This window comes from Mesorhizobium sp. B2-3-4, from assembly GCF_006442315.1.
Classification (GTDB): domain Bacteria; phylum Pseudomonadota; class Alphaproteobacteria; order Rhizobiales; family Rhizobiaceae; genus Mesorhizobium.
Genome location: NZ_VFVY01000017.1, coordinates 73003 through 87012 on the forward strand (window position 1 = coordinate 73003; position 14010 = coordinate 87012).

The following is a 14010-nucleotide window of genomic DNA, read 5'->3' on the forward strand; positions in this document are numbered from 1 at the left end:
CATGACAAGATTTATGCAGAGCAGCTTCAACCGACGGACCTTCCTGGCCGGCGCCGCTGCCGGCGCGCTCGCCATGCCGACGATCGTGCGGGCGCAGGACCGCAAGGCGGCCAAGGTGTCGATCGGCCGGCAGCCCTACGCCGCCGGCAATTCGCCGCTGACGCAGCGCATGATCAACGAGAAGATGCTGGAGAAGGCCGCCGCCGAGCTTGGCTACGATCTCACCGTCGACTGGCGCGACTATCCCTCGGCCTTGCCGATGGTCGAGGCGTTCGTTTCGGGCGACCTCGATATCGGCATGTGGGGCAACACACCGATCGTGCGGTTGCTGTCGCAGGCGCAACCGATCAACATATTGACGGTTGGCGAAGGCCACATGCGCATGGTGCTGGCGACCCGCAAGGGCTCGCCGATCAGGAATATCGAGGATCTGAAGGGCAAGACCGTCGGCGCGCTGATCGGCGGCGATCCCTACAACGCGCTGTCGCAGATGCTGCTGCAGGAACTGGGCGACGCCGACCCGAGGGCCTTCAACATCAACATCGTCAACACGCCGACGCAGGCGGTGGCCGCATCGCTGCCGCAAGGCATGGACGCGTCCGTGGTGATCTACCCGGCTTTCCTGAAGGCCAATGCCGAGACGGGGCTGACAGGCATCATGAACTCGTTTGGCTATACGGAGGCCGGATACAGCGGGCCGGCGGGTGAAGGCGAAGGGCATCTGCTGCCTGGCGTCAAGAAGTCGAAATTCTATCCCGACGGCTACTATCTGCACCGCTCCTTCTGGATCTGCAGTGATCGTATCGTCGGCGACGATGCCGCGATCGGCCAGGCGTTCCTGACGGCGGCGCAAACGGCGCTGGCCGAGTTGCAGAAGATCGATCCCAGGGACATCTCTCAGTCGGTCGCCAAATATTGGGGACTCGATCCCGCGCTCGGCGCGAAAGTCGTCGGCGACGAGGTGCTTTTCCAGCGTGGCTGGATATGGCCGACGGAAGGCGACGCCGCCGCGATCAGTCAGATCTCGCAATTCATGGTCGCCGGCAAGATGATCCCCGAGGCGCTGAGCTGGGATCAGGTCAAGGCGGCGTTCGGCAAGGCGGCTCCGCTGCTCAACAAAGCCTATGAAGGCACGGGCAAGGTGCCGGACGAAAACGGCTTCACCGACAAGAGCGCCAAGGATCTGCGGGGCTTGCCGGCCTGGCAGCTCGACCAGTGGAAAGCGCCGTCCTGAGCGGCGCGATCCCGGAATTCATGTGAAAGGAAAGCATTGATGACTTCGATAGGTTTTGTCGGGCTTGGAACGATGGGGGCACCGATGGCCCGCAACGTCCTGAAAGCGGGCCATGCGCTGACCGTCTTCGACCTCAACCCCGCATCGGTGGCAAGGCTCGTCGACGCGGGCGCCAAGGCCGCGGCTTCGCCGCGCGAGGTCGCGGCAGGGGCGGAGGTGGTCATCACCATGCTGCCGGACGCACCTGACGTGGAGGCCGCCGTGCTTGGCGCGGACGGCATTGGTCATGGGCTCAAGCCGGGTAGCCTCTACATCGACATGAGCACGATCGATCCGCAGACCACGCAACGGATCGGCGCGTGGCTTGCCGCGCGCGGCGTCGACATGCTCGACAGTCCTGTCGGCAAGACGGTCGAGCATGCCATTGCCGGCACCTCGACGCTGATGATCGGCGGCGATGCCGCGCTGGTGGAGCGCGCCCGACCCATCCTGTCGTCGATGGGCGCGGACCTGATCCATTGCGGCGCGCTCGGCATGGGGCAGGCCATGAAGCTGACCAACAATCTGCTGGCGAGCGTGCTGATCACCGCGAGTTCGGAGGCGCTGGTCGCCGGCGCCAAGGCCGGGCTGACGCTCGACACCATGGTCAGCGTGCTGAAGACGACGATGGCCTGGAACCAGCAGCTCGCGGTCGCCATGCACAACCGGGCGCTGAAGGGCGACTTCGAGCCCGGCTTCATGGTCAAGCTGGCGCACAAGGATTGCCGTCTGGCGCTGGCCATGAACGAGGCGCTCGGCCTGGAGGCGCCGGTCGGCGCGGCTACGCTCGCCGTGCTCGCCGAAACGATGGACGCTGGCATGGCCGGCAAGGATGTCGGCGCGGTGCTGAAGCTCAGGGAAGACGCGGCCGGCGTCCAGGTCCGGCTGTCGGCCGCATGAGCGCCGGCGGGGCCATCGTTCTGCATGCCGACGACGATGTCGCCGTGCTGGTCGAACCGGTGGAGGCCGGTGCGAGCCTTATGACCCGTGGCGCGCGCGATGGGTTGCTGCTCACCGCCGGCGCATCGCTGGACGCCGGGCACAAGCTGGCGCTGCGCGATCTGGCGGCGGGCGCCACGATCCGAAAATATGGCGAGGTCATCGGCCGGCTGACGGCCGATGTCGCTGCCGGCGATCATGTGCATGTGCACAATCTGGAAAGCCTGCGCGGCCTCTGATCAAAGCGCGCGCGTTCTCTTCATCGACGAGACGGCGCGCGGTTCAATCCTCCAGCGTGCCCGATCTCGCATCGGCGCTCTTCCTGTCGCCAACCAGTTTCAACAGGTCTTCGCCGGTGCGGATGATGCGGCGCGAACGCCGCGTCAGGATGATGCCGTCCTGCGGCGCGAAGACTTCCGTGCGGCCATCGGCTTCGCCCGGCGCATGGACGATGGTGGCGAGGCGCGCACCCCTGGCGACGCGGTCGCCGGGCTTGACGTCGTAAAGCACGGCACCGCCACGGGGCGCCGGCATCATGTCGATGTTTTCCAGAGGCGCGACGACGCCCTTGAAGGAACCGGGCGCGGGGAGCGCGCTGTCGGATATCACGCCGCGCGCCACGAGCAGCCGATAGAGGCCTTCGGCATCGGCCTTCGCCAGGACGCCATCGACATCGAGGATGCCGCGATATTCGACCGTGGTGACGACACGGCGGTCGAGCTTGGCCACTGCGGCGGGAACGTTCTGGTAGGGCATGATCTGAGCGCCCTCGAAAGTGCCGTCCGTGTCCTCGCTCCACAGCACCACGGCATCGATGCCCATGGCGGCGGCGCAATCGGCCATGGCAGGCCACAGGCTGGTGTGGATGTAGAGATAGGCGAGGCCCTCGTCGTCGCAATGCAGGTCGAGCACGATGTCGTGGCCGAGCGAAAGCTGAACCAGCCTGCTCTTCAGTCGCTGGTCGGCGCCGCCATGCATGGTGTTCGGCAAAAGCGCGGTGTCCGGTGCTGCGAGCAGGGGAAAGCCGCGGTTGAAATTGGTGCGGGTGCCCAGGTGGAAGCGGCCCTGGTGCTCGCCGAAATGATATTGCGCGCGGCCGATCGGGTTGGCCCAGGGCACGATGGTGATGTTGCCCTTGATACGGCCTTCGGCCTCGGCCTTGGTCAGCGCCGGCATCAGCGCGTCTATGGCGACGACACCAGGCAGTTCGCCGGCATGGAGTGCGGCCTGCAGATAAGCCGAGGGTGCCGCCTTGTCGGCGCCTGCGAAGCGGAACACCGGGAATTCGTAGGAAACGCCTTCGCTGTCGCCCACGATGCGTTCGATCGATTTCTGCATGATTTCCTCCATCAAGAGCGAGAAGACATGCCCATTTGAAGGTGCCGATGTCGATTGGTCCAGCCCGCCGCGCTATGGGCGCAAGCCATTACTCGGCGGCAGGCTGCAGCGAGGCGACAGGCGCGCGCCTGTCGAGCGCCTGCGACAGCACCGCCACGGCGACGGCGAGCAAGGCCAGCACAGCGCCGACCAGCGGCAGATTGGCGTAGGAAACGCCCGCCGACAGAGCCGCGCCACCGATCCAGGCGCCGCTGGCGTTGCCGACATTGAAGGCGCCCTGGTTCAGCGTGGCGGCAAGGTTGGGACCTTCGGAGGCGGCCTCGACGACGCGGATCTGCAGTGGCGGCACGACGACGAAGATCAGCAGGCCCCAGAGGAAGACGACGCCGATAGCGACGCTGGCGATGGCGCCGAACTGCATGAAGCCGACAAACAGGACAGCCATCAGCACCAGCGTGCCGATGACCGTGGGCATCAGCTTCCAGTCGGCCAGCCGTCCGCCGATGACATTGCCGATGGTCATGCCGGCGCCGAACAGCAGCAGCACCCAGGTGACGGCGGAGGTCGACAGGCCCGACACGTCAGTGAGGTATGGCTTGATGTAGGTGAAGACCGCGAAGAGGCTGGCCGAGGCGAGCGAGGCGATCAGCATCGCCAGCCAGACCTGCAGCTTGCCCAGCACCCGCAACTCGCCGCGCAGGCCGCCGCCGCTGGGCTCGGCAACGTCGGAAGGCACCAGCCAGGCGATTGCGGCGACCGAGATCAGGCCGATGCCGACCACGGCCAGGAAGGTGGAGCGCCAGCCGAAGGCCTCGCCAAGCGCGGTGCCGGCGGGAACGCCCAGGATGTTGGACAAGGTCAAGCCGGCGAACATCAGCGCGATGGCGCTGGCGCGCTTGTTGCGCGGCACCAGGCTCGCCGCGACGACCGACCCGATACCGAAGAAGGCGCCATGGCCGAAGGCGGTGAAGACGCGCGCGGCCATCAGCAGCCAGTAATTGGGCGCGATGGCGCAGAACAGATTGCCGATGACGAACAAGGCGGCGAGCCCGACCAGAACCGGCTTGCGCGGCATATGCGCGGTGGCCATGGCAACGATCGGCGCGCCGAAGACGACGCCCAGCGCATAGCCGGTGACCAGCAGGCCGGCGGCGGGGATCGTCACGCCGAGATCGGCGGCGACCTCCGGCAGCAGACCCATGATGACGAATTCGGTGGTGCCGATGCAGAAGGACGCAATGGCAAGCGCAAGGATCGGCAAGGGCATGGGAGGTCCAGACTGAATCGGTTCAATTTTAGACTGCGCGAGGATCGCTGCCGGGCGCAACAGACATTGGTGCAATGCAGCAATGCAGAAAACGTGGAGCAGATCGAAAACGGGGCGCCGAGGCGCCCCGTTGGGATCATCGATGTGGTGACGGAGAGCTTTGCCCGGTCATGGCGTCTTCGGCAAGGCATAGGCGATGATGTAGTCGCCACGGTCCCGCGACTGGCGGGCGCCACCGGCCGAGACGACGACGAACTGGCGGCCGCTTTCGGGCGACGTGTAGCTCATCGGTGTCGCCTGCGCACCGACGGGCAGGCGGCCTTTCCAGAGTTCCTCGCCCGTGGCGACGTCGAGGGCGCGCAGATAGTAGTCCTGCGTGCCGGCATAGAAGACGAGACCGCCGGCGGTCGTCATCGGTCCGCCGAGCGACGGCATGCCGATCGGGATTTGCAGGCCGGTCTTCACGCCGAGCGGTCCGGTGTCCTGCAGCGTGCCGGCGGGTACCTGCCAGACCAGCTTGCGCGCATTGAGGTCGATGGCGCTGATCGTGCCATAGGGCGGCTGGTGGCAGGGCACGCCGAGCGGCGACATGAAGCCGTTCTTCAACGCGCCGTAGGGCGTGCCGAGCTGGCGGCTCAGACCGTCATGCGCCGCCGACGGGCCGTACTTGTCGGCTTCCGCGCGTGGCAGCAGCACGACGAATTGCGGCATGCGGATGTCGTTGACGATCAGATAGCCATTGGCCTCGTCGATCGAGGCGCTGCCCCAGTTCATGCCGCCATAATAGCCCGGAAACTGCAGCGAGCGCGTCGGGCCCGGCGGCGTGAATTCGCCTTCGTAGCGCAGTCTCTTGAAGCCGATGCGGCAGTAGAGCTGGTCGAACGGGGTGGCGCCCCACATGCTGGCTTCGGTGAAGGGCGCGTCGCCGATCGAAGGCATGCCGACTGAATAGGGCTGGGTCGGCGAAAGGAAATCCTCCTTGACGCCGCCATCCTGCGGCACGGGCTTCTCCTGAACCTCGGCGATCGGCTTGCCGTCGCGGCGGTCGAGCATGAAGATCTGGCCGCGCTTGGTCACCTGGATCAGCGCCGGCACCTTACCGCCCTTGCCGTCCGGCACGTCGTAGAGCGCCGGCTGCGAGGGCAGGTCATAGTCCCACAGATCGTGATGCACGGTCTGGAATTTCCAGCGCTCGCGGCCGGTGGCGATGTCGAGCGCGACGACCGAGGCGGTGTAGTCCTCCGCCGCCTTGGAGCGCTCGGCGCCGAAAAAGTCCGGTGTGGCGTTGCCGGTCGGCAAATAGACGAGGCCAAGCGCTTCGTCATAACTCGGCGTCGACCAGACATTGGGCGTGCCGCGCGTGTAGCTCTGGCCTTCCGGCGGCAGTTTGGTGATGGCCGGGTTGCCGAGATCCCAGGCCCAGACCAGTTCACCTGTCTTGGCGCTGAAGGCCCTGACGGCGCCCGAGGGCTCGCCGGTCTCGACATTGTCCCATACCCAGCCGCCGACCATGATCAGGTCGCGCATGACGGTGGGGGCCGAGGTCTGGAAATAGAAGCCGGCCTTGACCTCGCCCATGCCTTGCTTGAGGTCGACAGTGCCGCCCTGGCCGAAATCGGGGCAGGGCTGGCCGGTCCGGGCGTCGATCTCGATCAGCCGCGCATCGATCGTGGTCATGACGATGCGCCCGGCACAGGCGGTGGCGGCCGTCTCATCGGCGGCGGGTTCGTAGTAGCTCACGCCACGGCAGCGCTGCCACAGCGGCGAAGAGGCCTTGGGGTCGAACTTCCAGCGCGCCTCACCGGTCTCGGCGTTGAGCGCATTGACGACATTCTTCGAGGAACAGGTGTAGACCGTGTCGCCGATCTGCAGCGGGGTGTTCTGGTCCTCGGCGCCCTTGGCCGGAATGTCGCCGGTGCGGAAGGTCCAGGCGACTTTCAGGTCTTTCACATTGTCCTTGGTGATCTGGCCGATCGGCGCATAGCGTGTCCCCGCGGGCGTGCGGCCGTAATGGCGCCAGTCGGTGCTCGTGGCGGCAGCCGGAGCCGGGGTGGTGGGGGCGGTAACCGTCTCGCGGATCACGCCATGCGGCTGGAACGCGTAAGCCCCGGTCGCGATCAGGCCGAGCACGAGGACGCCGGCAACCGCGAACGGGCCGCGTTTGCCGCCGCTCGATGACGGAAACAGCGGCGCCAGCAGAAGGGCGATGACGGCGAGAACGGCCGGCGCGACCAGTCGCGGCACCAGCGGCCAGAAATTGAGACCTGCCTCCCACAGCGCCCAGGCAATGGTGGCGAGAAACATGAGGATATAGAGCCAGAATCCCGCCTGGCGCCGCAATGCGTAGAGAAAACCGGAGACGATGATGCCGGCGCCTGCCAAGGCGTAATACCAGGAGCCGCCAAGACCGATGAGCTGGACGCCGCCATAGAGCAAGGGCAGGCCGATTATCATCAGCATCAGGCCGAAAAGCACCAGCAGCCAAACGCCGCCGGAGCTGTTGGAATCTTGGTTTGACATATCGGTCCTCACATTTCCCGGATCCAGCGCCTGGCGGTCGCGGCGGCCAAAGGGGGCCATCAGGGCGATCCTGGAGCTCGGTCGTCGGCATCCGGTTCAGGCGAAGGGGGCTTCGCCATCAAAAAGAATTTTATCGCAACCTAATAGATAGCATGTTATCTTTTTCGCCATGCCCAAGCAAGACCCGGATAACGCCAGATTTGGCCAACTCGTTATATCAGTCGCAAGGCTGTGGCGGCGGGCAGCCGACAAGGCGCTGGACGATTGCGGCCTGTCGCATGCCACCGCCATGCCGCTGGTGATGCTGTCGCGGCTTGGCGATCATCAGCGCCAGGGGGTGCTTGCCGACCATCTTGGCTTCGAGGGGCCGTCGCTGGTGCGCATCGTCGATCTGCTGGTCGAGGAGGGGCTGGTGAGGCGCATCGAGGATGCCGCCGACAGGCGTGCCAAGATCCTGTCGCTGACCGATGCAGGGCGCGACCGCGTGACCGAGATCGAACGCTTGCTGGCGGTGCTGCGCGCCGAGCTGCTGAGCGATGTCGGCGCAGACGAACTGAAGAAAGCCGTGTTGCTGCTCGGCCGGCTGGAGGCGAAGCTGACCAGGCCGGAAAGCTGATCGGGAACAGCCTCAGGCCAGCGGCTTCAACTCCTGCGCGATGGTGACCAGCAATTCCGAGACGGTGGGGTGGATGTGCACGGCGCGCGCCAGCGTGTCGACCGGCGCCTTGGCGTACATCAGGTCGAGCACGCTGTGTACGGCCTCGTCGCCGCCAGGCCCAAGCACCGAGCAGCCAAGAATTTCCCTGGTCTCGGCATCGACCAGTATCTTCATGAACCCTTGAGTCTCGCCTTTTTCGACGGCGCGGCCGACGCGGGTCATCGGCCGCTGGCCGGCCAGGGCGCGACGTCCGGATTTTCTTACCGCCGTCTCGGTCATGCCGCAGCGGCCGAGCGGCGGATCGATGAACAGCCCATAGGTCTCGATGCGGTCGCTGACTTTGCGCGTGTCATTGTCGAGCAAATTGGCGGCGACGATCTCGAAGTCGTTATAGGAGGTGTGGGTAAAGGCGCCCTTGCCGTTGCAGTCGCCCATCGCCCAGATGCCCGGCACGCTGGTGCGAAGTTGATCGTCGACGGTGACGAAGCCGCGCTTGTCGACCTCGACGCCAGCCTTGTCGAGGCCGAGGTCGTCGGTGTTGGGGTTGCGCCCCAGCGCCAAAAGCACGTGCGAGCCGACGGCCGGCGCTTTGCCGGACGAGAAGGTCACGGCGATGTCGTTGCCCTGTTTGGCGAAGCCAATGTCGTCGGCGCCGACATGCACGGTGATGCCTTCGTTTTCCAGGATCGACAGGATGGCGGCCGAGACGTCCTCGTCCTCGCGGCCAGTGAGGCGCGGGCTCTTCTCGATGACGGTGACTTCGCTGCCGAAGCGGCGGAACATCTGCGCGAATTCGAGCGAGATGTAGCTGCCGCCGACGACGATGAGATGGCGCGGCAGAACGTCGAGATCCATCATCGAGGAATTGGTCAGATAGTCGATGTCGTGGATGCCGGGCAGGTCCGGCACCGAGGCACGGCCGCCGGTGTTGAGGAAGATTTTTTCGGCGCTCAAAAGGTCGTCGCCGACGCGCACCGTGTTGGTGGATTCGAAACGCGCATGGCCGCGATAGAGCGTGCAGCCCTTCATGCCGGCGATCCACGTCTCCAGATTGCCGCGGGCGTCGTTGGTGACCTTGTCCTTGCGCGCCTTGATCCTGGCATAGTCGACCCCGACGGGGCCCGGGAACGTCACGCCATAGTCGGCGGCGCGCCGCGCCAGATGCGCGGCATAGGCGCTGGCGACCATGGTCTTGGTGGGCATGCAGCCGGTGTTGACGCAGGTGCCGCCGATGAGCTTGCGCTCGATCAGGGCCACGCTCATGCCTGCCGCTGTCAGCCGGCCCGCCAATGGCGGCCCCGCCTGGCCGGCGCCGATGATGATGGCGTCGAAGGTCTTTGCGGTTGAAGTCCGGGCCGTCATGCCACCGCCGCCACGATCAGCAGGCCGCCGATGATGGCCACCGCGTCCTCGATGAAGGCGGCGGGCGGGTCCTTGCCGAAAGCGGCCGCCAGCCGGCCGCGCGCTTCGGCGCCGCCCAGCGTGCCGATGACCGCGCCGATGGCGCCCGCGATCAGGCAGACGATGGTGGCGCCGCCGGCCGCGCCGATCACCGCGCCGGTGAAGGCGCCCATGACGATACGGGCACCGAACTGCTGCGGCACTTTCCGGCTCGGCGTCGACGGCAACTGGTCGGTGACGAGTTCGACGATGGCCAGGATGGTGAAGATGCCGACTGCGGCCCAATGGCTCATGAAGCTCGCCCAGGTGCCGGCCACCGGCAACCAGCCGAGATAGGCGCCCCAGGCGACGGCGGCCGGTGCCGTCATGGCGCGCAGGCCGGCAATGACACCGATCAGAAGTGCAAGAAGATAAAGCATGTCGATCCCCCTCGATCATGGGCTGGGACAGCCCTGAAACGCAGGCTACCATAGGTCGGGTATTTGACCACTGCTTGCGTCGACGCTTTTTGCGCCGGCAGCGATTGTGTTTTGCAATGAGCCAACCGGAGACGCTGTCATGGCTGGAAGCGAGCGCGCGAAGATGGCGGCCGGCGAATGGTATAGATGCCTCGATGAAGAATTGGAGGCATTGCGCGCCACGGCACGCGACGCGGTGTTCGAGCACAATATGCTGCCGCCGCGCCAGCGCGGTAATCTCGGCCCCGGCCTGCACGGACTGCTCGGCAAGGTGGGCGAGGGCGCCCGCATCGAGGCGCCATTCCACTGCGCCTACGGCTTCAACATCTTTCTGGGCGCCGGCGCCTTCCTCAATGCCGGCTGCACCATACTCGACACCGCGCCGGTGCGGATCGGCGGGGGCACGCTGCTTGGCCCCAATGTGCAGATCTACTGCGCCGAGCACCACAAGGAGGCTTCGGGGCGGCAAGCGGGACTGGAGATCGCCAGGCCGGTCACAATCGGCGCCAATGCCTGGATCGGCGGCAGCGCGATCATCCTTTGCGGCGTCAGCATCGGCGAAGGCGCCATCGTCGGCGCGGGCGCGGTCGTGACGCGCGACGTGCCCGCCAATGCCACTGTGGTCGGCAATCCAGCGCGGGCGGTCACACGGCGCTGAGCGTGCCCCTTGAAAATTCACGCCGGTATTGCGCTGGAGATGTCCTTAGCCGCGCGGAAAAATGCTGGCGCAGCGAGGTGGCGCTGCCGAAGCCGGCTTCGAAGGCGACCATGTCCATCGGCTTGTCAGTCGTTTCCAGCAGCCTCTGCGCCAGCGCGATGCGCTGGTCGGCCAGCCAGTCGCCGAAGCTGGTGCCTGTCGTTTTCTGGAACCGGCGGGTGAAGGTACGCCGGGTAAGGCCGGCCGCCTCGGCCACGCTGTCGAGACCGTGCGGTTCGTCTGGCGTCGCGCGCACCTTGTCGAGAGCCTGGGTAAAGCGGTCGGCGGCCGGGCCAGGCGCCATCGGGCGCTCTATGAACTGCGCCTGACCGCCCTGCCGATGCGGTGACAGCACGACATGCCGGGCGAGCCGCAACGCGGCCTCGGCGCCGTAGCGGGCGCGCACGATGTGCAGGCAGCAGTCGAGCCCGGCGGCGACCCCGGCGGAAGTGACGATGTCGCCATCGTCGACATAGAGGACGTCGGCATCGACCGAAACGTCGGGATGGAGGGCCTGCAACTGGTCGGTATAGGCCCAATGGGTGGTGGCGGTGCGGCCCGAGAGCAGGCCGGCGGCGGCGATGGCAAACGTGCCGAGGCACAGGCCCACGATCAGTGCGCCGCGCCGGTGAGCACGGCCGAGCGCGTCCTCGAGCGGTTTGGCCAGCGGCGCATCAAGTTCCTTCCAGCTCGGGATGATGACGATGTCGGCGTCATCGAGCGCGGCGAGCCCGTGCGGGACCAGGATGCTTAGTCCGGCATCGGTCTGGATCGGACCTTCCTCGACCCCGCAGACGCGGAAATCGAAGCGTGGCAGGCCTAGCCTGGTGCGGTCGGCGCCAAACACCAGGCAAGGCACGGAGAGATGGAACGGGCTGATGCCGTCGAAGGCGAGGACGGCGATGATGGGCGCGGTCATGGGGCTTTCCAGTTGGATGCGAATTGTCCCAATTCTTTCGAATGATGTCAATCGGGCCACTTTTGCCTGAGGGCAAGAAGCCTATCCTGGGCTGGCCATATCAAGCCCGAAAGGAAAAACACCATGTCCGAGCCAGCCAACACCGCGCCGCGCCGCGCGCTCGTCGTCATCGACGTCCAGAACGACTATGACGGCGGCAGCCTCGCCATCCAGCACCCGCCGTTCCGCGACAGCGTCGTCAATGTGGCGCGCGCCATGGATGCCGCGACGGCCGCGGGCATCAAGGTGGTGGTGGTCAAGCAGATGGCGCCCGAGGCCTCGCCGATCTTCGCCAGGGGCAGCCACGGCGGCGAGTTGCATCCCGAGATCGCCAGGCGTGCCCGCGACCACTATGTCGAGAAGATGCTGCCTTCCGCTTTCACCGGCACCGATCTCGAGGAATGGCTGCGCGCCAATGCCATCGATACGATCGTGGTCGCCGGCTACATGACGCATAATTGCGACCTGTCGACCATCATCCATGCTGTGCATATGGGCTTTGCCGTCGAGTTCCTGTCCGACGCGACCGGCTCGGTGCCTTACGCCAACAGCGCCGGCCATGCCTCGGCCGAGGAGATCCACCGCGTCGTCACGATCATCCTGCAGTCGCGCTTCGCGGCGGTGCTGAAGACCGCCGAATGGATCGAGTGCCTGAAGACCGGCGCCTTGCCGGAGCGCGACACGATCTACGCCTCCAACCAGCGGGCGCTGGCGCGCGAGGCGGCATAGTTATCTCTGGAAACAGAAAGGGCGCCGCATCACTGCGGCGCCCTTTCTTGTTTGCTGATGACGGATCCTAGAACAGGCCTTCGATCTGGCCGGCCTCGTTGAGGAAGATCTTCTCCGAGGACGGCTTGCTCGGCAGGCCGGGCATGGTCATGACCTCGCCGCAGATGATGACGACGAAGCCGGCGCCGGCCGAAAGCCTGACCTCGCGCACCGGAACGGTGTGGCCGGTCGGCGCGCCGCGCAGGTTCGGGTCGGTCGAGAAGGAATACTGGGTCTTGGCCATGCAGACCGGCAGGTTGCCATAGCCGGCGTCTTCCCAGGCCTTGAGCTGGTCACGCACCGACTTGTCGGCGATGGCTTCCGAGCCGCGATAGATGCGCTGGACGATGGTGTTGACCTTCTCGAACAGCGGCATCGCATCGGGATAGAGCGGCGCGAACTGCGAAGCGCCGGACTCGGCCAGCGCCACCACCTTGTTGGCGAGGTCCTCGATGCCGGCCGAGCCATTGGCCCAGTGCTTGCACAGGATCGCCTCTTCGCCCATCGAGGCGACATAGTCCTTCATCGCCTGGATCTCGGCGTCGGTGTCGGAATAGAAGTGGTTGATGGCAACCACCGCCGGCACGCCGAACTGCCTGATGTTCTCGATATGGCGGCCGAGATTGGCGCAGCCCTTTTTCACCGCCTCGACGTTTTCCTTGCCGAGGTCTTCCTTCTTGACGCCGCCATTCATCTTCATGGCGCGCACGGTGGCGACGATGACCGTGGCGGCCGGCTTGAGGCCGGCCTTGCGGCACTTGATGTCGAAGAATTTCTCGGCACCCAGGTCGGCGCCGAAGCCGGCTTCGGTGACGACGTAATCGGCAAGCTTCAGCGCCGTCGTGGTGGCGACGACCGAGTTGCAGCCATGCGCGATGTTGGCGAACGGACCGCCATGCACGAAGGCCGGGTTGTTCTCCAGCGTCTGCACGAGGTTCGGCTGCATGGCGTCCTTGAGCAGCACCGCCATGGCGCCATCGGCCTTGAGGTCGCGGGCAAAGACCGGCGTCTTGTCGCGGCGATAGGCGACGATGATGTCGCCGAGGCGCTTTTCCAGATCCTTCAGGTCGGTGGACAGGCACAGGATCGCCATCACTTCGGAAGCGACAGTGATGTCGAAGCCGGCTTCGCGCGGATAGCCGTTGGCGACGCCGCCGAGCGAGCAGATGATCTCGCGCAACGCGCGGTCGTTCATGTCCATGACGCGGCGCCAGGCGACGCGGCGGGTGTCGATGCCGAGCTCATTGCCCCAGTAGATGTGATTGTCGATCAGCGCCGACAGAAGGTTATGCGCCGTGGTGATGGCATGGAAATCGCCGGTGAAGTGAAGGTTCATGTCCTCCATCGGCACGACCTGCGCATAACCGCCACCGGCGGCACCGCCCTTGACGCCGAAATTCGGGCCGAGAGAGGCCTCGCGGATGCAGACGATCGCCTTCTTGCCGATGCGGTTCAGGCCATCGCCGAGGCCGACCGTGGTGGTGGTCTTGCCTTCGCCGGCAGGCGTCGGGTTGATGGCGGTGACCAGGATCAGCTTGCCGTCCTTGTTGCCCTTCACCGACTTGATGAATTCGGCGGATACCTTGGCCTTGTCGTGGCCGTAGGGCAGGAGGTGCTCGGTCGGGATGCCGATCTTCTGGCCAATCTCCTGGATCTGCTTTTTCTTGGCGCCACGCGCGATCTCGATGTCGGACTTCACTTCGGCCATGACGGCTTTCCTCTGGATTGGACGG

At 65.8% G+C, this 14010-nt stretch carries 13 protein-coding genes; 6 read left to right on the forward strand and 7 right to left on the reverse strand.

All coding sequences use genetic code 11. The features are described from left to right. Window position 1: 1 nt before the first annotated feature. The 3 genes from FJ967_RS23275 to FJ967_RS34020 are packed head-to-tail and all read left to right on the forward strand — an operon-like array spanning window position 2 to window position 2451. Window positions 2-1234 (forward strand): PhnD/SsuA/transferrin family substrate-binding protein, encoded by a 1233-nt coding sequence (locus FJ967_RS23275; RefSeq protein WP_246675364.1) that lies wholly within the window; start codon window positions 2-4, stop codon window positions 1232-1234. A 39-nt stretch (window positions 1235-1273) separates the two neighbouring features. Further along, window positions 1274-2173, forward strand: a complete 900-nt coding sequence (locus FJ967_RS23280) for an NAD(P)-dependent oxidoreductase (RefSeq protein WP_140734152.1) — start codon at window positions 1274-1276, stop codon at window positions 2171-2173. Further along, on the forward strand, window positions 2170-2451 hold the full coding sequence (locus tag FJ967_RS34020; protein ID WP_140734153.1) for a UxaA family hydrolase: 282 nt from the start codon (window positions 2170-2172) through the stop codon (window positions 2449-2451). Before FJ967_RS23280 ends, FJ967_RS34020 begins: the two co-directional genes overlap by 4 nt. Before the next feature lie 43 nt (window positions 2452-2494). On the opposite strand, the gene FJ967_RS23290 is transcribed toward FJ967_RS34020, so the two are convergent. From FJ967_RS23290 to FJ967_RS23300, 3 genes are all read right to left on the reverse strand, one after another. Further along, window positions 2495-3550: a succinylglutamate desuccinylase/aspartoacylase family protein gene (locus FJ967_RS23290; RefSeq protein WP_140734154.1), complete on the reverse strand. Its 1056-nt coding sequence runs from the start codon at window positions 3548-3550 to the stop codon at window positions 2495-2497. An 88-nt stretch (window positions 3551-3638) separates the two neighbouring features. Continuing rightward, entirely contained in the window at window positions 3639-4817 is a 1179-nt protein-coding gene (locus FJ967_RS23295; protein ID WP_140734155.1) for an MFS transporter, read from the reverse strand. Window positions 4818-4985: 168 nt separating this feature from the next. Continuing rightward, window positions 4986-7337 carry a membrane-bound PQQ-dependent dehydrogenase, glucose/quinate/shikimate family gene (locus FJ967_RS23300; RefSeq protein ID WP_140734156.1) on the reverse strand — a complete coding sequence of 784 codons (2352 nt, stop codon included), beginning with the start codon at window positions 7335-7337 and terminating at the stop codon, window positions 4986-4988. Between the two features lie 169 nt (window positions 7338-7506). Here FJ967_RS23300 and FJ967_RS23305 point away from each other — a divergent pair, with 169 nt between their 5' ends. After that, window positions 7507-7953, forward strand: coding sequence for a MarR family transcriptional regulator (locus FJ967_RS23305; RefSeq protein WP_140734157.1), 447 nt, complete (start codon window positions 7507-7509; stop codon window positions 7951-7953). Window positions 7954-7965: 12 nt separating this feature from the next. On the opposite strand, the gene FJ967_RS23310 is transcribed toward FJ967_RS23305, so the two are convergent. Together FJ967_RS23310 and FJ967_RS23315 are read right to left on the reverse strand one after the other, a co-directional pair. Next, a complete protein-coding gene (locus tag FJ967_RS23310; RefSeq protein ID WP_140734158.1) occupies window positions 7966-9357 on the reverse strand; it encodes an FAD-containing oxidoreductase in 1392 nt (463 codons plus the stop codon). Then, window positions 9354-9815 (reverse strand): DUF4126 domain-containing protein, encoded by a 462-nt coding sequence (locus tag FJ967_RS23315; RefSeq protein WP_140734160.1) that lies wholly within the window; start codon window positions 9813-9815, stop codon window positions 9354-9356. The genes FJ967_RS23310 and FJ967_RS23315 overlap by 4 nt, the downstream gene beginning before the upstream one ends. A gap of 139 nt (window positions 9816-9954) precedes the next feature. Between FJ967_RS23315 and FJ967_RS23320 the strand changes: the two genes are divergently transcribed. Then, window positions 9955-10512: a sugar O-acetyltransferase gene (locus FJ967_RS23320; protein ID WP_140734162.1), complete on the forward strand. Its 558-nt coding sequence runs from the start codon at window positions 9955-9957 to the stop codon at window positions 10510-10512. Here FJ967_RS23320 and FJ967_RS23325 read toward each other — a convergent pair. Next, window positions 10499-11470, reverse strand: coding sequence for a helix-turn-helix domain-containing protein (locus FJ967_RS23325; protein WP_140734164.1), 972 nt, complete (start codon window positions 11468-11470; stop codon window positions 10499-10501). The two genes, FJ967_RS23320 and FJ967_RS23325, sit on opposite strands and share 14 nt — an antisense overlap. Window positions 11471-11593: 123 nt before the next feature. On the opposite strand from FJ967_RS23325, the gene FJ967_RS23330 reads away from it, so the two are divergent. Then, entirely contained in the window at window positions 11594-12238 is a 645-nt protein-coding gene (locus FJ967_RS23330) for a cysteine hydrolase family protein (RefSeq protein ID WP_140734166.1), read from the forward strand. A 67-nt stretch (window positions 12239-12305) separates the two neighbouring features. Here FJ967_RS23330 and FJ967_RS23335 read toward each other — a convergent pair whose 3' ends face one another. After that, window positions 12306-13985, reverse strand: coding sequence for a formate--tetrahydrofolate ligase (locus FJ967_RS23335; RefSeq protein ID WP_140734168.1), 1680 nt, complete (start codon window positions 13983-13985; stop codon window positions 12306-12308). Window positions 13986-14010: the final 25 nt, after the last annotated feature.